This is a genomic window from Nocardioides sp. YIM 152315, assembly GCF_029210375.1.
In the GTDB taxonomy this organism is placed as follows: domain Bacteria; phylum Actinomycetota; class Actinomycetes; order Propionibacteriales; family Nocardioidaceae; genus Nocardioides.
On sequence record NZ_JARGER010000038.1, the window covers coordinates 11,993 to 30,201 of the forward strand.

Annotated in this window: 20 protein-coding genes; 7 read left to right on the top strand and 13 right to left on the bottom strand. The window is 70.1% G+C overall.

Annotated features, from left to right (window positions below; translation table 11 throughout):
- Positions 1–20: 20 nt before the first annotated feature.
- Positions 21–1,685 (top strand): FAD-dependent oxidoreductase, encoded by a 1,665-nt coding sequence (locus PZ894_RS14375; RefSeq protein ID WP_275745799.1) that lies wholly within the window; start codon positions 21–23, stop codon positions 1,683–1,685.
- On the opposite strand, the gene PZ894_RS14380 is transcribed toward PZ894_RS14375, so the two are convergent.
- The gene (locus tag PZ894_RS14380; RefSeq protein ID WP_275745801.1) at positions 1,682–2,599 is read right to left on the bottom strand and encodes a carbohydrate kinase; all 918 of its coding nucleotides are present in this window, start codon (positions 2,597–2,599) and stop codon (positions 1,682–1,684) included. The genes PZ894_RS14375 and PZ894_RS14380 overlap by 4 nt on opposite strands.
- Before the next feature lie 23 nt (positions 2,600–2,622).
- Here PZ894_RS14380 and PZ894_RS14385 point away from each other — a divergent pair, with 23 nt between their 5' ends.
- The 6 genes from PZ894_RS14385 (at position 2,623) to PZ894_RS14410 (ending at position 8,716) form a co-directional block, all read left to right on the top strand.
- On the top strand, positions 2,623–2,985 hold the full coding sequence (locus tag PZ894_RS14385; RefSeq protein ID WP_275745803.1) for a GntR family transcriptional regulator: 363 nt from the start codon (positions 2,623–2,625) through the stop codon (positions 2,983–2,985).
- 117 nt (positions 2,986–3,102) lie between these two features.
- Entirely contained in the window at positions 3,103–4,233 is a 1,131-nt protein-coding gene (locus PZ894_RS14390) for an ROK family transcriptional regulator (RefSeq protein WP_345799157.1), read from the top strand.
- Between the two features lie 109 nt (positions 4,234–4,342).
- Entirely contained in the window at positions 4,343–5,620 is a 1,278-nt protein-coding gene (locus PZ894_RS14395) for an ABC transporter substrate-binding protein (protein ID WP_275746411.1), read from the top strand.
- Positions 5,621–5,712: 92 nt separating this feature from the next.
- Positions 5,713–6,600 (top strand): sugar ABC transporter permease, encoded by an 888-nt coding sequence (locus PZ894_RS14400; protein ID WP_275745807.1) that lies wholly within the window; start codon positions 5,713–5,715, stop codon positions 6,598–6,600.
- Positions 6,597–7,478, top strand: a complete 882-nt coding sequence (locus PZ894_RS14405) for a carbohydrate ABC transporter permease (RefSeq protein WP_275745809.1) — start codon at positions 6,597–6,599, stop codon at positions 7,476–7,478. Before PZ894_RS14400 ends, PZ894_RS14405 begins: the two co-directional genes overlap by 4 nt.
- Positions 7,475–8,716 carry an AGE family epimerase/isomerase gene (locus PZ894_RS14410; protein ID WP_275745811.1) on the top strand — a complete coding sequence of 414 codons (1,242 nt, stop codon included), beginning with the start codon at positions 7,475–7,477 and terminating at the stop codon, positions 8,714–8,716. The genes PZ894_RS14405 and PZ894_RS14410 overlap by 4 nt, the downstream gene beginning before the upstream one ends.
- Before the next feature lie 108 nt (positions 8,717–8,824).
- Here the strand turns inward: PZ894_RS14410 and rplQ are convergent, their stop codons facing one another.
- From rplQ to secY, 12 genes are all read right to left on the bottom strand, one after another.
- A complete protein-coding gene (gene rplQ / locus PZ894_RS14415) occupies positions 8,825–9,442 on the bottom strand; it encodes a 50S ribosomal protein L17 (protein ID WP_275745813.1) in 618 nt (205 codons plus the stop codon).
- A gap of 112 nt (positions 9,443–9,554) precedes the next feature.
- Positions 9,555–10,571 carry a DNA-directed RNA polymerase subunit alpha gene (locus tag PZ894_RS14420; RefSeq protein ID WP_275745815.1) on the bottom strand — a complete coding sequence of 339 codons (1,017 nt, stop codon included), beginning with the start codon at positions 10,569–10,571 and terminating at the stop codon, positions 9,555–9,557.
- Between the two features lie 112 nt (positions 10,572–10,683).
- Entirely contained in the window at positions 10,684–11,292 is a 609-nt protein-coding gene (rpsD, locus tag PZ894_RS14425; RefSeq protein ID WP_275745816.1) for a 30S ribosomal protein S4, read from the bottom strand.
- 32 nt (positions 11,293–11,324) lie between these two features.
- Positions 11,325–11,732 carry a 30S ribosomal protein S11 gene (gene rpsK, locus PZ894_RS14430; protein ID WP_157341719.1) on the bottom strand — a complete coding sequence of 136 codons (408 nt, stop codon included), beginning with the start codon at positions 11,730–11,732 and terminating at the stop codon, positions 11,325–11,327.
- A gap of 67 nt (positions 11,733–11,799) precedes the next feature.
- Positions 11,800–12,174 carry a 30S ribosomal protein S13 gene (rpsM, locus tag PZ894_RS14435; protein WP_157341721.1) on the bottom strand — a complete coding sequence of 125 codons (375 nt, stop codon included), beginning with the start codon at positions 12,172–12,174 and terminating at the stop codon, positions 11,800–11,802.
- A 160-nt stretch (positions 12,175–12,334) separates the two neighbouring features.
- On the bottom strand, positions 12,335–12,448 hold the full coding sequence (gene rpmJ, locus PZ894_RS14440) for a 50S ribosomal protein L36 (protein ID WP_011757308.1): 114 nt from the start codon (positions 12,446–12,448) through the stop codon (positions 12,335–12,337).
- Positions 12,449–12,488: 40 nt separating this feature from the next.
- Positions 12,489–12,710 (bottom strand): translation initiation factor IF-1, encoded by a 222-nt coding sequence (gene infA, locus PZ894_RS14445; RefSeq protein ID WP_011757309.1) that lies wholly within the window; start codon positions 12,708–12,710, stop codon positions 12,489–12,491.
- A gap of 244 nt (positions 12,711–12,954) precedes the next feature.
- Positions 12,955–14,022, bottom strand: a complete 1,068-nt coding sequence (locus tag PZ894_RS14450) for an LLM class flavin-dependent oxidoreductase (RefSeq protein ID WP_275745824.1) — start codon at positions 14,020–14,022, stop codon at positions 12,955–12,957.
- Between the two features lie 28 nt (positions 14,023–14,050).
- Positions 14,051–15,082 carry a TerC family protein gene (locus tag PZ894_RS14455; RefSeq protein WP_275745826.1) on the bottom strand — a complete coding sequence of 344 codons (1,032 nt, stop codon included), beginning with the start codon at positions 15,080–15,082 and terminating at the stop codon, positions 14,051–14,053.
- Positions 15,083–15,247: 165 nt separating this feature from the next.
- On the bottom strand, positions 15,248–16,066 hold the full coding sequence (gene map, locus PZ894_RS14460) for a type I methionyl aminopeptidase (RefSeq protein WP_275745828.1): 819 nt from the start codon (positions 16,064–16,066) through the stop codon (positions 15,248–15,250).
- A 113-nt stretch (positions 16,067–16,179) separates the two neighbouring features.
- A complete protein-coding gene (locus PZ894_RS14465; RefSeq protein ID WP_275745830.1) occupies positions 16,180–16,755 on the bottom strand; it encodes an adenylate kinase in 576 nt (191 codons plus the stop codon).
- Between the two features lie 6 nt (positions 16,756–16,761).
- Complete coding sequence (gene secY, locus PZ894_RS14470) at positions 16,762–18,075, bottom strand: preprotein translocase subunit SecY (RefSeq protein ID WP_275745831.1); 1,314 nt, start codon at positions 18,073–18,075, stop codon at positions 16,762–16,764.
- Between the last annotated feature and the right edge of the window lie 134 nt (positions 18,076–18,209).

Here is an 18,209-nt window from a genome sequence, read left to right on the forward strand (position 1 = left end):
GCGTTCGTAGGCTGGTGAGCGTGAGCGCACCGGCCATCGTGCTGATATCTCCGGACCATCCCGACGAGATGCAGGTGGGCTTCGCTCGCTACGGCAGCGAGTACGACGTGCGAGTCGCGCGGTCGTGCCGTGAGGCCCTCGAGACGACCCACGACATCGTGGCGTCCGGCGGCACCGTCGCGATGTTCGCCAGCGAGTCGGTGCTGCCCGACGCCGAGGTCCTGCACTGCTTCCACAAGCTCCGCGAGAAGGTGCCGACCGGGCGCCGCGTGATCGCCGCCCACTGGGACCGCTTCCTCTCCGACGCGCCCGGCCTGCGCGCCGGCATGGCCAAGGGCAAGTACGACGCCTACCTGCTGATGCCGCGCGGTGACCGCGACGAGGAGTTCCACCACGCGATCACCGACCTGCTCTCCGACTGGGGCTCCACCGTGCCCGATCCGGAGGTCGTCTCGGTCAAGATCGTCTCGCCGGCCCGCGACGGGCTGACCCTGTCGATCCGCGACTTCCTCGACCGGATGGGCATGCCCAGCCGGGTCTACGAGCCCGACTCGGACGGCGGCCGGTTCGTGCTCGACCTGTGGGAGGGCGAGCCCGCGTACCCCCTCGTCTACGCACCCAACCGGCCGGTGGTCCACGCGACCAGCGTCCGCGACGTCGCGATCACCCTGTACGGCGCGCCCACGGACCTCGACGTCGACCACGTCGTCGACCTGGCGGTCGTCGGCGGCGGCCCGGCCGGGCTCGCGTCCGCGGTGTACGCCGCCTCCGAGGGCCTGTCGACGGTGATCCTCGAGGCCGAGGCGATCGGCGGCCAGGCCGGCACCAGCTCGATGATCCGCAACTACCTCGGCTTCCCGCGCGGCATCTCCGGCATGCGGCTCGCCCAGCGCGCCCGCAACCAGGCGCTGCGGTTCGGTGCGCGGTTCTACACCGGGCAGGTCGTCGACAAGCTGCGGCCGGGCCTCGACGGCGAGCCGCACGTGCTCAGCACCGACAGCGGCGAGGTGCGCGCCCGCTCGGTCGTGATCGCGAGCGGGGTCGCCTACCGCAAGCTGCGGGTCGAGCCCGTCGAGGACCTCGTCGGCTCCGGCGTCTACTACGGCGCCGCGATGACCGCCGCCCGCGAGATGGAGGGCCAGGACGTCTACGTCGTGGGCGGCGGAAACTCCGCCGGGCAGGCGGCCGTGCATCTGGCGCGGTTCGCGCGATCGGTCACGATCCTGGTCCGCCGGTCCGACCTGGCCGAGACGATGTCGTCGTACCTGATCGGCGAGATCGAGTACAACCCCCGCATCACCGTGCGCACCTGCTGCCGCGTGGTCGACGGCGGCGGCGACGGCCGCCTGGAGTGGCTGGGTCTCGAGGACGTCCGCGACGGGGCGCGGGAGCGCGTCGCGGCGTACGGCCTCTTCCTGCTGCTGGGCGCCGAGCCGCACTGCGACTGGCTGCCGCGCGAGGTCGCCCGCGACGACCGGGGCTTCGTGCTCACCGGACGCGACGTGCCCCGGGAGCTGTGGGTCGACGACCTGCCGCCGGAGAGCCTCGCGACCACGGCGCCCGGCATCTTCGCGGCCGGCGACGTGCGGTCCGGCTCGATGAAGAGGGTCGCCTCGGCGAGCGGCGAGGGTGCCTCGGCGGTGCCGCTCGTGCATTCGTTCCTCGCGCCGGCGCCCGAGGCCTAACCGAGCCGGAGCTCGCGGAGGTACGGCGGGTCCGCGCCCGGGCGTGACACCGTCACCGCCGCCGCGCGGGCCGCGTGGGCGAGCACCTCGGCGACCTCGTGGGCGGGGAGGTCGCGCAGCGGGCCGCGCATCTCTGCGCCGAGACGGCCGCGCTCCCAGAGGGCGTCGACCACGGCCGCGCCGAAGGTGTCGCCCGCGCCGATCGTGTCGGCCACGGTCACGGGCAGCGAGGCGACGTCGACCGGGTCCCCCGACCCGAACCACGTCGCGCCCTCCCCGCCGCGCGTCACCACGACCGCGGCCGGGCCGAGGGCGCGCAGCGCGGCCGCCGCCTCGGCCAGCGGCACTCCCGGGTAGAGGTGCCGGAGGTCCTCGTCGGAGGCCTTCACGAGGTCGCTGCGCGACGCCATCCGCTCGACGAGGTCGACCACGTCGGTCCCGGTGCCGGTGACGGCGGGCCGCACGTTGACGTCGTAGCTGATCGTCGCGACGTCGCGCAGCCGCTCGACCAGGCCCAGCACCGCGTCGGCCCCCGGCTCGAGGACCGCGCCGAGCGAGCAGGCGTGCACGACCAGGGGCGGCGGCTCGGTCGGCACCGGTCCGAGCCGCCACTCGAGGTCGAACTCGTATGTCGCGGAGCCGTCGGCCCCCAGCGTCGCGGTGGCCGTCGACGTCCGGGCCAGCACGTGCGGGTCGGCCGCGAGCTCCACCTGCGCCGCGGCCAGGTGCCGGGCCAGCACCGCGCCACGCTCGTCGTCGGCCCAGGCGGTCGCGAACCGCACCGGCCGGCCGAGCCGGGCCAGCGCGACCGCGACGTTCGCCGCGCTCCCGCCGGGGTGCTCGACGGTGGCGCCGCCGGCGGCGCGGACGATGTCGACGAGCGCTTCACCCACGACGAGGGCATCGGTGTGCATGGCGACGTATCTACCATGCCTCCATGCCCGCCCCGGTCGTCCACCCGCTCGATGCGAGCTCGCCCGTGCCTCCGTTCGAGCAGCTGCGGGCGCAGATCGCCACCCGCGCCGCGGCGGGCGACCTGCCCGCCGGCACCCGCCTGCCGACCGTCCGCGCCCTCGCCGCCGACCTCGGGCTCGCCGCCAACACCGTCGCCAAGGCCTACCGCGCACTCGAGACCGACGGAGTCGTCGCCACCGAGGGACGGCGCGGCACGTTCGTGGCGGCCAGCGCTGCCGGCACCGGGGCCGACGCGCGCGACGCCGCCGCGGCGTACGCCTCCGCGGTCCGGCGGCTCGGCCTGACGCTCCCCGAGGCGGTCCGTCTGGTCGAGCAGACCTGGTAGCCGGCGGCTGCTACCGTCTGCTCCACCGTTCAAGCCTTGTAGGCAGCGACCCTGGGCAGGCCAGCGATGACGACACCCGGCTCACAATCGGCGCTCCGCGCGACGAACCGCCGGCGCGTGCTCGAGCACGTCGTGCGCGCGGGGTCGCCGACCCAGGCCGAGATCGCCCGCCAGACGGGCCTGTCCGCCGCCACCGTGTCCAACATCGTGCGCGCCCTGACCGAGGAGGGCCTCGTCGAGCTGACGGCGACCGTGAGCAGCGGTCGGCGCGCGCAGGCGGTGCGGATCAGTCGCTCCACCGGCCTCGCGGCGGGGGTGGACTTCGGCCGCAGCCACGTGCGGATCGCCATCGCCGCCCTCTCCCAGGAGATCGTGGCCGAGCGCGAGGTGCGGGTCCGGCGCGGCTATCCCGCCGCCGAGGGCGTGGCGGTCGCGCGCGAGGTCTTCGACGAGCTCGTCGAGTCCACCGGAGCGACCCGGGCCGACGTCGTGGCGCTCGGCGTCGGCATCCCCGGGCCGATCGACACCCGCACCGGCCTGGTCGGGTCGGGCTCGATCCTGCCGGAGTGGGTCGGCGCGCCGCTCGAGGAGCTCGTCGACGGCAGCTTCGGGATGCCGGCGCTCATCGAGAACGACGCCAACCTCGGCGCGCTGGCCGAGCGCACCTGGGGCGCGGCCCGCGGTGTCGACGACCTCGTCTACATCAAGATCTCCACCGGCATCGGCGCCGGGCTGGTGGTCGACGGCCGGCTCTACCGGGGCGCCAGCGGCACCGCCGGCGAGATCGGGCACACCACGGTCAACACCATGGGCCCCGTCTGCCGGTGCGGCAACCGCGGCTGTCTCGAGCTCGAGGCCGCCGTACCGGTGATCCTCGAGCGGCTGGCGGCCAGCCACGGAGCCGACCTCACGATCGACCGGGTGCTCGACCTGCTCGACGCGGGCGACGTCCCGGCCCGCCGGGTGCTCGACGGCGCGGGCCACGCCCTGGGCGTGGCCGTCGCCGGCCTCTGCAACCTGCTCAACCCCTCGATGATCATCGTCGGCGGCGACCTGGCGCGCGCGAACACCCCGCTGCTCGACAGCATGCGCGGGGTCCTGCGGCAGGTCGCGGTGCCCAGTGCGGTCGAGCACGTGAGGCTGGCGGTCTCCGAGCTCGGGGCCCGGGCACAGGTCCTCGGGGCGCTCGCGGCCGTGTTTCAAAGTGATCACAATATTCTGCATCTCACCGGCGAATTGTCTTCATAGGTTGACGTCAACGGCTCCCGAGCACCAGAGTGGCTGGGTCACGGACACCGACGCGGCGCATGCCCGGGCCCGGACGACAACCACAACGAGAACGGGAGTTCCGATGCGTGTGAACACACTGAGGATCGGTGCCGCGATCGCGGCCTGCGCGATGCTCACGCTGACCGCGTGCGGCAGTGACGACGAGGGCGGCAGCAGCAGCGGCAGCGGCGGGGGTGAGGTCGAGGTCTTCACCTGGTGGGCCGAGGGCAGCGAGAAGGCCGGGCTCGACGCGCTGGTCAAGGTCTTCGACGAGCAGCACCCCGACCAGAAGTTCGTCAACGGCGCGGTCGCCGGCGGTGCCGGCAGCGACGCCAAGAACGTGCTGGCCAGCCGCCTCCAGACCAACGACCCGCCGGACACCTTCCAGGCCCACGCCGGCGCCGAGCTCACCGACTACATCAACAACGGTCAGATCGAGGACCTGAGCTCGATGTACGAGGACGAGGGCTGGAACGACGTGTTCCCGCAGGCGCTGCTCGACCGCCTGACCTCCGACGGCAAGATCTACTCGGTCCCGTCGAACATCCACCGTGCCAACGTGGTCTGGGCGAACACCCAGGTCCTCGAGGACGCCGGCCTGGACCCGAAGGCCACCTACGACTCGATGGACGACTGGTTCGCGGCCCTCGACAAGGTCGAGGCGGCCGGCAAGATCCCGCTGTCCATCGCGACCGACTGGACGCAGGTCAACCTGCTCGAGACCGTGCTGATCGCCGACCTCGGCGCCGAGGGCTACAACGGCCTGTGGGACGGCAGCACCGACTGGGCGGGCTCCGAGGTGGGCGACGCGCTCGACGACTACGCCAAGCTCTTCTCCTACACCAACAAGGACCGTCAGTCGCTCGACTGGCCCGACGCCACCCAGCTCGTGATCGACGGCGACGCCGCGTTCAACGTGATGGGCGACTGGGCCGTGGCCGCCTTCGACGAGCAGAAGAAGGTCCTCGACAAGGACTACGTCGCGTTCCCGGTGCCGGGCAACGACGGGATCTTCGACTTCCTGGCCGACTCGTTCGTGCTCCCGGTGGGCGCCCCGAACCCCGACGGCACCGAGGCCTGGCTGCAGACCGTCGCCAGCGCCGAGGGCCAGGAGGCGTTCAACGCCGCCAAGGGCTCGATCCCGGCGAACACCGAGGCCGACACCTCGTCGTTCGGTCCCTACCAGCAGACCGCGATCGAGGACTACGCCCAGGACGAGATCGTGTCGTCCCTGGCGCACGGTGCCGCGGCGCCGATCGCGTGGCTGACCGACATCACCAGCGCGGTGGCGAAGTTCGGCGCCAACCAGGACGTCGACGAGCTCCAGGACGGCCTCGCCGAGGCCGCGGAGAAGAACGCGCAGTGACGTCCCCGTCCTGACGAACCCCCGGGGCAGGTCCGTGCGCGGACCTGCCCCGGCTTCCGTCCCCCGTCCCGACACCCCCGGAGTGAGAACTCATGCGTCACTGGCGTCGTTGGCTGCCCGGCCTGCTGCTCGTGCTGCCGTCGCTGGTCCTGGTCGGCATCTTCGTCTACGGGCTGATCGCCTCCAACATCCACACCTCGATGACCGACCAGCACACCCGGGTCGAGGAGGGCGGGTTCGTCGGGCTGCAGAACTACCGCGACCTGTTCGGTGACGAGGACTTCCGCTACTCCCTGCGCAACCTCGTCCTCTACACGGTCACGTTCCTGGTCGGCACCCTCGCGATCGGCTTCATGTGGGCCTGGCTGCTGGAGCGCCGGCTCAAGGGCGAAGGCTTCTTCCGCGCCGTCTACCTCTTCCCGATGGCCGTCTCCTTCGTGGCCTCCGGCGTCGTGTGGCGCTGGCTGCTCAACAGCGCCGAGGGCGATCGCGCCAGCGGCCTCAACCGGCTCTTCGAGGGCATCGGCCTCGGGTTCCTCCAGAACCCCTGGTGGACCGATCCCGACTGGGGCATCCTCGCGATCGCGGTGCCGGCCATCTGGCAGCTCTCCGGCTACGTGATGGCGCTCTTCCTGGCCGGGTTCCGCGGCATCCCCGACGAGCTCCGCGAAGCGGCCCGCATCGACGGCGCCAGCGAGTGGCAGCTCTACCGCCACGTGATCTTCCCGCAGCTCTCGCCGGTGGCCCTCTCGGCCGTGATCATCGTCGGCCACATGTCGCTGAAGGTCTTCGACCTGATCATGTCGATCTCCGGTCAGACCAACTACACGACCAAGGTCCCGGCCATCGACATGTGGGTCGAGTTCTCCGCGGGCGACTACGCCACCTCAGCGGCCATCGCCACCGTGCTGTTGGCGATCGTCGCCGTGCTGGTCGTCCCCTACCTCGTCTACACCTTCCGCCAGGAGCGCCAGCGATGACCACGGACACCCTCCCGCCGCCGGCGCCGACCGTCGCGCCCATCGGACGCGGCCGCCGCGGCGGCAGCCTGCTCGGCCGGTCGCTGCGCTACCTGACGCTGGTGCTCTTCCTGCTGATCGTGCTGATCCCGGCGTACGTGCTCTTCGTGACGAGCTTCAAGGGCCTCGGCGACGCCACGCCCGCACGGGCGTGGAACCTGCCTACGTCCTGGGAGACGGCCGGCTGGTCCCGCGCCTGGGAGCAGCTCGCGCCGGCCCTGGGCCGCACCTTCTCGATGGTGATCCCGGCCGCGCTGATCTCGGCGATCCTCGGCTCGCTCAACGGGTTCGTCCTCGCCCGCTGGCGCTTCCCCGGCGCCGACATCGTCTTCACGCTGCTGCTCTTCGGCATGTTCATCCCCTACCAGGCGGTGATGATCCCGCTCGTGCAGCTGATGCAGGACCTCCAGGTGCCCAGCGGCATCCCGAGCCTGATCGTGCTGCACGTCGTCTACGGCATCCCGATCACCACGCTGATCTTCCGCAACTACTACGCCGGGGTGCCCGACGAGCTGATCGAGGCGGCCCGCGTCGACGGTGCGGGGCTCTTCCGCACCTATCTCTCGATCATCCTGCCGATCTCGATGCCGGCGTTCGTGGTCGTGCTGATCTGGCAGTTCACGTCGGCGTGGAACGACTACCTCTTCGCGCTGTTCTTCTCCAACGCCCGCAACGGGCCGGTCACCATCGCGCTCAACTTCCTCGCGAGCGGCCAGCTCCAGGACTACTCGGCGAGCATGGCCGGGGCGCTCATCGCGTCGCTGCCCACCCTCGTCGTCTACATCATCCTCGGTCGCTGGTTCGTCGGCGGACTGATGGCCGGCTCGGTGAAGGGGTGAGCGCTCACGAACGGCCCGAGGCGACCGCCGTACCCGCGCTGACACCGGAGGGCGTCCGGCTGCTCGACTTCGCCCGCGCCGCCCGGGTCGAGCGTGGGTTCGCGTGGCTGGACGACCGCGGCCGGCCGACCCCCGGGGGCGGCCGGCCGACCTGGGTCGCGGCGCGGATGACCTACGTCTGGTCGCTGGCCTCGCAGCTGGGCGTCGCCGGCGCGAGCGCCCTCGCCGAGCACGGCGTACGCGCCCTCGCGACGGACCACCGCGACCCCGTGCACGGCGGCTGGTACGACGCGCTCGATGCCCGCGGGGACGAGCCCACCGACCCGGGGAAGCGCGCCTACCCGCACGCGTTCGTGGCCCTCGCCGCCGCCTCGGCCGCAGCGGCGGGAGTCCCGGGCGCCCGCGAGCTGCTGGCGGAGGCGGCCAGCGTGCTCGAGGCCCACTTCCTCGACGCCGACGGGCGGGTCGTCGAGGCCTACGACCGCGCCTTCACGACGCAGGAGTCCTACCGCGGCGCCAACGCGAGCATGCACATGGTCGAGGCGCTGCTCGTCGTCGGCGACGTGCTCGACGAGCCACGATGGCACCAGACCGCGCTGGGCATCGCCGAGCATCTCATCCACGGGGTCGCGCGGCACCACGACTTCCTGCTGCCCGAGCACTACTCGCCCGACTGGGAGCCGCTCCCGGACTACCACCGCGAGCGCCCCGATGACCCGTTCCGGCCCTACGGCTGCACGCCCGGCCACCTGCTCGAGTGGTCGCGACTGCTGCTCCAGCTGGAGGCCGCGCTGCCGCAGGCCCCCGCCTGGCTGCCCGACGACGCCCGTCACCTCTTCGAGACGGCGATCCGGGTCGGCTGGGAGGCCGATGGGGCACCCGGTTTCGTCTACACCGTCGACTGGGACGGCACGCCGGTCGTCCGCAGCCGGATGCACTGGGTGGTCGCCGAGGCCATCGGAGCGGCCGGCGCCCTCCATCTGCGCACCGGCGAGCGGGTCTTCCGGCACTGGTCGGACACGTGGTGGGCCTACGCGCGCGAGCACCTGCTCGACCTCGAGCACGGCAGCTGGCACCACGAGCTCGACGCCGCCAACCGCCCGGCCGCGACCGTGTGGACCGGCAAGCCGGACGTCTACCACGCCTTCCAGGCCACGGTGCTCCCCCACCTGCCGCTCGCGCCGTCCGCCCCCGAGGCGCTCCGCGCGGGCACGTCGAGACCCGTGAGATGGCTCTGATTCCGCCCGTTCGGGAGCCATCTCACGGATCTCGACCCTCGCCGGACACGACGAAGGCCCGCCACCCTCACGGGTGACGGGCCTTCGGGCGTCAGGTGACGGTCGGGCTCAGGCCTTCTCGTCCTCGGTGCCCTCCTCGGCGGGCGCCTCGTCGGCGACCTCCTCCTCGGCGACGACGCTCTCCTCGGGCGACGCCTCCTCGGCGAGCTCGGTCGGAGCCTCCTCGGTCGCGGTCTCCTCCGCGGCGGTCTCCTCGGCGACGTCCGCGACGAGGGCGTCCTCGGCGACCGTCGACTCCGGAGCAGCCGCGGCAGCCGGCGTGGCCTTCTTCGCGGTCGACTTCTGCGAGGTGGCCGGCTTCGGGCTGTACGCCTCGGTCACCAGCTCGATGACCGCCATCGGGGCGTTGTCGCCCTTGCGCGGACCGACCTTGGTGATCCGGGTGTAGCCGCCCGGACGCTCGCTGAACGTCGGTGCGATCTCGGTGAAGAGGACGTGCACGACGGACTTGTCGCGGACGACCTTGAGGACCTCGCGACGGTTGTGCAGGTCGCCCTTCTTCGCCTTGGTGATGAGCTTCTCCGCGAACGGACGCAGCGCGCGGGCGCGCGACTCCGTCGTCGTGATCCGGCCGTGCTCGAAGAGCTGGGTGGCCAGGTTCGACAGGATCAGGCGCTGGTGGGACGGGCTGCCGCCGAGGCGGGGACCCTTCGTGGGCTTGGGCATCGTGTCTCTCTTCTCTCTCCGGCCGTGTCAGGTACCGGGGTAGACGCCCGCCGGGCGGCGGACGGTTTTCGGTGGTCGAGGAAGGCGCGCCAGCGCCATCCTCGAAGCCGTATCAGTACTGCTCGTCCTCGACGAACGCGTCGTCGTCGTCGTCGCCGTACGCCGCCAGCGCGGCCTGCGGGTCGAAGCCGGGCGCGCTGTCCTTGAGGGACAGGCCCATCTCGACCAGCTTGGCCTTGACCTCGTCGATCGACTTCGCACCGAAGTTGCGGATGTCGAGCAGGTCCTGCTCCGAGCGGCTGATGAGCTCACCCACGGTGTGGATGCCCTCGCGCTTGAGGCAGTTGTAGGAGCGGACGGTCAGCTGCAGGTCCTCGACCGGGAGGGCGAGGTCGGCGGCCAGCTGCTCGTCGACCGGCGACGGGCCGATGTCGATGCCCTCGGCCTCGACGTTCAGCTCACGGGCCAGGCCGAAGAGCTCGACCAGGGTCTTGCCGGCCGAGGCGATCGCGTCGCGGGGACGGATCGACGGCTTGGTCTCGACGTCGATGACGAGCTTGTCGAAGTCCGTGCGCTGCTCGACACGGGTGGCCTCGACCTTGTAGGTCACCTTCAGGACGGGGCTGTAGATCGAGTCGACGGGCATCCGGCCGATCTCGTTGTCCGCGCCCTTGTTCTGCACGGCGGACACGTAGCCACGCCCACGCTCGACGACCAGCTCCATCTCCAGCTTGCCCTTGTCGGACAGGGTGGCGATCTTCAGGTCGGGGTTGTGCACCTCGACACCGGCCGGCGGCGCGATGTCCGCGGCGGTGACGTCACCGGCACCGGACTTGCGCAGGTACATGGTGACGGGCTCGTCGTGCTCCGAGGAGACGACCAGGCCCTTGAGGTTGAGGATGACCTCGGTGACGTCCTCCTTGACGCCCTCGATGGTCGAGAACTCGTGGAGGACGCTGTCGATCTTGATGCTCGTGACCGAGGCACCGGGGATCGAGCTGAGCAGGGTACGCCGCAGCGAGTTGCCGAGCGTGTAGCCGAAGCCCGGCTCGAGCGGCTCGATCACGAACCGCGAACGGAACTCGTCGACGGTCTCTTCCGACAGGGTGGGGCGCTGTGCGATGAGCACTTGTTCTTTCCTTTCCGGGCCCACCCGCTATTTGACGGGCCCGAACTTCAGGGTTGACGGAAGGTGTGGTCGGCGCCGCGGCTCCTGGCGGTCTCCGCGGCGCCGGCCGGTGTCACTTCTTCGAGTAGTACTCGACGATGAGCTGCTCCTGGACCGGGATGTCGATCTGGGCCCGGACCGGGAGCTGATGGACGAGGACCCGCATCCGCGACGGGATCGCCTCGAGCCACGCGGGCACGACGCGTTCGCCGTGGGTCTCCCGAGCCACGATGAACGGGGTCGTCTCGAGCGACTTCTCGCGGACGTCGATGACGTCGTGCGCGGCGACCTGGTACGACGGGATGTCGACCTTCTTGCCGTTCACCTTGAAGTGACCGTGCACGACCAGCTGGCGGGCGTGGCGGCGGGTCCGGGCGAAGCCGGCGCGGTAGACGACGTTGTCCAGGCGGCACTCGAGCAGCTGGAGCAGGTTGTCACCGGTCTTGCCGGCGCGGCGCGACGCCTCGGTGTAGTAGTTGTGGAACTGCTTCTCCATCACGCCGTAGGTGAAGCGCGCCTTCTGCTTCTCGCGAAGCTGGAGGAGGTACTCGCTCTCCTTGATGCGGCCGCGGCCGTGCTGGCCGGGAGGGTAGGGGCGACGCTCGAAGGACGAGTCGCCACCGACGAGGTCGACGCCGAGACGGCGCGACTTCCGGGTCATGGGGCCGGTGTAACGGGCCATTTTCTACAAGTCTCCTGTTCTCGGTCGCGCGGTCAGACGCGGCGGCGCTTGGGCGGGCGGCAGCCGTTGTGGGGCGTGGGCGTGACGTCCTGGATGGTGCCGACCTCGAGGCCGATCGCACCCAGGGAACGGATCGCCGTCTCGCGGCCCGAGCCCGGGCCCTTCACGAAGACGTCGATCTTCTTCATGCCGTGCTCCATCGCCCGGCGACCGGCCGCCTCGGCGGCCATCTGCGCGGCGAACGGGGTGGACTTGCGGGAACCCTTGAAGCCGACGGTGCCGGCCGAGGCCCACGAGATCACCGCACCGGTCGGGTCGGTGATCGTGACGATCGTGTTGTTGAACGTGCTCTTGATGTGGGCCTCGCCCACGGCGACGTTCTTCTTCTCCTTGCGGCGCACCTTCTTGGCGCCGGCCGCGCTGCGGCTCTTGGGAGGCATGCAGTAACTCCTGAGGTTTCTGGTCTGGAAGCTCGTGTGTGACGAGGATCAGCGCGTCAGCGCTGGATCACTTCGCCTTCTTCTTGCCGGCAACCGTGCGCTTCGGACCCTTGCGGGTGCGGGCGTTGGTCTTGGTGCGCTGACCGCGGACCGGGAGGCCCTGGCGGTGACGGCGACCCTGGTAGCTGCCGATCTCGATCTTGCGACGGATGTCGGCCTGGACCTCGCGACGGAGGTCACCCTCGATCTTGAAGTTGGCTTCGATCTCGTCACGGAGCTTGACCAGCTCCTCGTCACCCAGCTGGTGGACGCGCAGGTCGGGGTTGACCCCGGTGGCGGCCAGGAGCTGCTGGGCGCGGGTACGGCCGATGCCGTAGATATAGGTGAGTGCGACCTCGATGCGCTTGTCGCGCGGGAGGTCCACACCAACGAGGCGTGCCATGTGGCTTGTCCTTCTGTTCGTTCGCAGCGGTTTCGGTCGTGTCGCACCCCGGCGCCTCTAGCTGTCCGGGCTCCGGCCTGCTGCTCCGGAGGTGGTTCGCCCTGACGGGCTAAGCGATCACGTTGTAGATGTTGAGTTGTGTTGCTCTACGAGCAGGGACTCAGCCCTGGCGCTGCTTGTGGCGCGGGTTCTCGCAGATGACCATGACGCGGCCGTGGCGACGGATCACCTTGCACTTGTCGCAGATCGGCTTGACGCTCGGCTTGACCTTCACTGTCAGGCCCTTTCCGGTATCGGCTGGATGAGCGGATCGCTCACTTGTACCGGTAGACGATCCGACCTCGGGTGAGGTCGTACGGCGAGAGCTCCACCACCACGCGGTCCTCGGGGAGGATCCGGATGTAGTGCTGGCGCATCTTGCCGCTGATGTGGGCGAGAACCTTGTGCCCGTTGCTCAGCTCGACGCGGAACATGGCATTCGGCAGGGCCTCCACGACGGTGCCCTCGATCTCGATCACGCCTTCTTTCTTCGGCATGTCCTCCACAATCTGTTGGTCGGTTGTCTACCGTGTCGTGCACCGGGCCCGGCGAGCCGGATCCGGGTGGCCCGGGAACCTCCGCCCCTGAACTGTGAGCTCAGCGCGACGGTGGACCTCGTGCGGCCGCTCGAGCACCTCATCCCGCGCACAGGAGCGACGCGCTCGGAGAGCGATCCACTCAGGTGATTCGGGCAGCCGCGAGGCACCACAAAGCAGACCCACGTTGGGCCGACACGCCAGTCTAGTAGGAAACCGGCTCGAAACACGAACTGAGGAGGCGGAGGGTCTCCTCGCGGGCCGGACTGCTCCCGGGCTCGGTGCCGGTGTGGGCCCCGGCGACCGGGTGGACCATCACCTCGTCCACGTCGTACGTCGCGGCCAGCTCCTCGATCCGCGCCCGCGCGGTCTCCACGGAGCCGATCACCCACCGCCGCGCCATCGCGTCGATGAGGTCGACGTGCGGCTGGGGCAGCTCGACCTTCTCGGCCTCCTCGACGAGCCGCTGCGGCGCGAGCTCGCCGCCGGTGCGCAGGGTCAGCATCGCCTGGAGCTGGGGCAACGCCAGTCGCCGCGCCTCCTCGTCGGTGTCGGCGACGACGGCGTTGACCGTCAGGAACGTGCGGGGCTCCGCGAGCTCCGGCGACGGCCGGAAGCCGTCGCGGTAGAGAGCGAGGGCCTCGGCGGTACCGCTGCCGGAGAAGTGGTGCGCGAAGACGTAGGGCATGCCCTTCTCGGCCGCCAGCCGTGCCGAGTAGTCCGAGGAGCCGAGCAGCCAGATCGTCGGCACGCCGCGCGCCACCGGCGTCGCCTTCAGCGGATAGGTGCGGCCCTGGATGCCCAGGCCGACGCCGTCCGGCTCCATCATCGCCAGGACGTTGTCGACGTACTCCGGGAACCGGGTGACCGCCTCGTCGCTGACTCCCCCGGCGCCGTGGCGCAGGGCGTACGACGTCACCGGGTCGCTGCCCGGCGCCCGGCCGATGCCGAGGTCGATGCGACCCGGGTACGCGGCCTCGAGCAGCGCGAACTGCTCGGCCACGACGAGGGGCGCGTGGTTGGGGAGCATCACCCCGCCTGAACCGACCCGGATCCGCTCGGTCGCGCCGGCGACCAGGGCCATCAGCACCGGCGGGTTGGTGGCCGCGACGGCCGGCATGTTGTGGTGCTCGGCGAGCCAGTAGCGCTCGTAGCCGAGGCGGTCGGCGACCCGCGCTAGGGAGAGCGAGGCGGCCACGGCGTCCGCCGTCGCCTGGTCGGTGCGCACCGGCACCAGGTCGAGGACCGACAGGACGGGATGACGCTGGTTCACCTCCACAGAACCCGTCCGGCGGTGTCGCCTATTCCGAGGCGCCCGTCTCCGGCGTCTCGAGGTTGCTCGTGCGCTCGTCGATCTCCTGCGGCGACATTTTGCGCGCCGCGAGGATGCTGGCCACGCCGGTGACGACCAGCGCCACGATGATCACGGCCAGGCTGAACAGCGAGGAGATGTCCGGGACGTCGACGTGCTCGCCGCCGTTGATGAAGGACAGCTCGTTCTCGTGGAGGGCGTGCAGCACGAGCTTGACGCCGATGAAGGCGAGGATGAACGCGAGGCCGAGCGAGAGGTAGACGAGCTTCTTGAGCAGTCCGCCGAGCAGGAAGTAGAGCTGTCGCAGGCCCATCAGGGCGAACACGTTGGCGGTGAAGACCAGGTAGGGCTCCTGCGTGATGCCGAAGATGGCCGGGATCGAGTCGAGCGCGAAGAGCAGGTCCGTGGTCCCGAGCGCGATGATCACGATCAGCATCGGGGAGACCAGGCGGGTGCCGTTCTTGCGGTACCAGAGCTTGAGGCCGTGGTACTCGTCGCCGACGTTGAGGTGGGTCTGGGCGAACCGGACGATGCGGTTCTCCTCCGGGTGCTCGTCCTCGTGGGTGCGGTAGCTCTTGATCAGGCCGTAGGCGGTGTAGACCAGGAATGCGCCGAAGATGTAGAAGACCCAGCTGAAGTTGTTGATCAGCTGGTAGCCGAGCGCGATGAAGACGCCGCGGAAGACCAGCGCGAGGATGATGCCGACCATCAGGGCTTCCTGCTGGTACTCGCGCGGGACGCGGAGTGCGGCCATCAGGATGATGAAGACGAAGAGGTTGTCGATCGAGAGCGAGTACTCGGTCAGCCAGCCGGTGTAGAACTGGATGCCGAGGTCGTGCCCGTGGGAGATCCAGATCCAGGCGCCGAAGGCGACCGCGGCGCCGATGTAGATGCTCAGCGCGACCGCGCACTCGCGGAACGACGGCTCGTGCGGGTTGCGCGCGATGACGACGACGTCGAACAAGAGCACCGCGCAGGTCGCGATGATGGTGATGGCCCACTCGAGGGTCGTGATCTCCAACGAACTCTCCTGCAATGTAGGGACGAGAAACCGTCAGAGGTCTCTCCCACCGCCGTACGACGGCCTGCGGGCCCGGAGACGTCCCCGTCTCGTGCTGACGAACCCGCAGCGACGGGATACTCCCCACTGCGGGGCCATCCTGTCACACCGGATGCAGTACCCCGCTCAGCGGCCGCCGAACGGGACACCGAGCGCGGTGAGTGCCGCCTCGCCTCCGTCCGGCGCGGTGAGCACCCAGGTGCCGGTGGACGTGAGGGTGAAGGTGTGCTCGAAGTGCGCGGCGCGGCTGCCGTCGGTCGTGACCACGGTCCAGTCGTCCTCGAGGACGTCGGTCTCCTTGGTCCCGCCGGTGATCATCGGCTCGACCGCGAGCGCCAAGCCCTCGACCAGCCGGGGCCCCTTGCCGGGACGCCCGTAGTTGGGGACGTTGGGCGGCTGGTGCATCGCGGAGCCGATGCCGTGCCCGGTGTAGTCCTCGACGATGCCGTAGCGTCCCTGCGAGCGGACGTGGCGCTCGACGGCGTGCGAGATGTCGGTGACGCGGCCCCCGAGGTGGGCTGCGGCGATGCCCCGCCACATCGCCTCCTCGGTGATCCGCATCAGGTTCGTCAGCTCGGCGGCCACCTCGCCGACCGGCACGGTGATCGCCGCGTCGCCGTGCCAGCCTTCGACGATCGCGCCGCAGTCGATCGAGACCACGTCACCGTCGGCGAGCACCCGGTCGCCCGGGATGCCGTGGACGACCTCGTCGTTGACCGACGTGCAGATCGAGGCCGGGAAGCCGTGGTAGCCGAGGAACGACGGGGTCGCGCCGGCCGATCGGATGCTGTCCTCGGCGATGCCGTCGAGCTCGGCGGTTGAGATGCCCGCGCGCGCGTGGCCGCGCAGCAGCTCGAGGGTGCGGCCGACCACGATGCCGGCCTTCCGCATGCCGTCGATCTGCTCCGGCGACTTGATCTCGACGCCGCGGTCGAGGAGCCCCATCAGCGCTCCTGGACCGTCAGGGCGTGCGATGCCCAGGCGGAGGAGCGAAGGCGGCCTTCAAGCGGAGCGGGCCGTCGAGCGACGACAACGCCGGCAGCGTGCGCCATGACGGTTCAGGACTCGGGGATGACGTCGAGAGCGGAGAAAATGCGCTGGGTGACGTCGGCGACCTCACCGAGGCCGTCGATCTCGTGGACGATGCCGCGCTTCTTGTAGACCTCGATCAGGGGGGCGGTCTGCTCGAGGTAGACCTCCTGGCGGCGCCGGACGACGTCCTCGGTGTCGTCGGCGCGACCCTCGACCTGGGCGCGCTGCAGCAGGCGGTCGACGATCTCGTCCTGGTCGACGGTGAGGCAGACGACGGCGTCGAGCCGGTGCCCGGTGAACCGGATCATCCCGTCGAGCTCCTCGACCTGCGCGAGCGTGCGCGGGTAGCCGTCGAGCAGGAACCCGGAGACGGCGTCGGGCTCGTCGATCCGGTTGCGGACCATCAGGTTGGTGACTTCGTCGGGGACGTACTCACCGGCGTCCATGTAGCGCTTGGCCTCGAGGCCGAGCTCGGTGCCCTCCGAGACGTTGGCGCGGAAGATGTCCCCGGTCGAGATGGCGGGGATCTTGAAGTGCTCGGCGATGAAGCGAGCCTGCGTGCCCTTCCCGGCGCCAGGGGGGCCCATGATGATCAGACGCATGTTGAGTTACCGCAGGAACCCTTCGTAGTTGCGCTGCTGGAGCTGGCTCTCGATCTGCTTCACCGTGTCCAGGCCGACACCGACCATGATCAGGATGCTGGTGCCGCCGAACGGGAAGTTCTGGTTGGCCTCGATCAGCGCGAACGCGATGAGCGGGATGAGGGCGACCAGGCCCAGGTAGAGAGAACCGGGCAGCGTGATGCGGGACAGGACGTAGGAGAGGTACTCCTCGGTCGGCTTGCCCGCCCGGATCCCGGGGATGAAGCCGCCGTACTTCTTCATGTTGTCTGCGACCTCCTGCGGGTTGAAGGTGATCGAGACGTAGAAGTAGGTGAAGAACATGATGAGCAGGAAGAACACGATCATGTAGATCGGGTGGTCCCCGCGCACCAGGTGGGCGTTGATCCAGTCCAGGACCGCCGAGTCGGAGGTCTGGTTGAACTGCACGACCATCGCCGGGAGGTACAGCAGCGACGAGGCGAAGATGACCGGGATGACGCCGGCCTGGTTGACCTTGAGGGGGATGTACGTCGAGCTGCCGCCGAACATCTTGCGGCCGACCATGCGGCGGGCGTACTGCACCGGGATCCGGCGCTGCGCCTGCTCGACGAAGATGACGGCGGCGACGACGACCAGCCCGATGACCATCACGACGCCGAAGACCCACCAGCCCTTGGACTGCTGGACGGCCCACAGCGACGCCGGGAAGCCCGAGATGATCTGGGTGAAGATCAGCAGCGACATGCCGTTGCCGACGCCGCGCTCGGTGATCAGCTCGCCGAGCCACATGATGATCGCGGTGCCGGCGGTCATCGTGACGACCATGACGAGGAACGTCGCGGTGCCGTCGTCGTGCAGCAGCGGGAACGTCTCGGGGTCGCAGCCCTGGAGCAGGTTGCCGGAGCGGGCCAGCGCCACGATGCCGGTCGCCTGGAGGACCGCGAGGCCCAGCGTCAGGTACCGGGTGTACTGGGTGATCTTGGTCTGGCCGGACTGGCCCTCCTTCTTGAGGGCCTCGAGACGCGGGATGACGACCACGAGGAGCTGCAGGATGATGCTCGCGGTGATGTACGGCATGATGCCGAGCGCGAAGATCGTCAGCTGGAGCAGCGCTCCGCCGGAGAACAGGTTCACCAGGTTGTAGAGCCCGGCGCTGTCACCTTCCTGCGCGATGTCCACGCAGGCGCGGACGTTGGCGACGTCGACCCCGGGAGTCGGGATCTGGGACCCGAGCCGGAAGATCGCGATGATCAGCAGGACGAACAGCAGCTTGCGCCGCAGGTCCGGGGTCCGGAAAGCGTTCGCGAACGCGCTCAGCACGGGATCCTCTTTCTCCAAGCGTGAAGCGGCCCCTGCGATCGCCTCGCAAGGACCCGGGGAAGCCTAACAGGCGACCAGGACGGGCCAGAGCCTGGATCCGCCGACTCGCGGCGACGCGCAGCGCGCGGAAATCG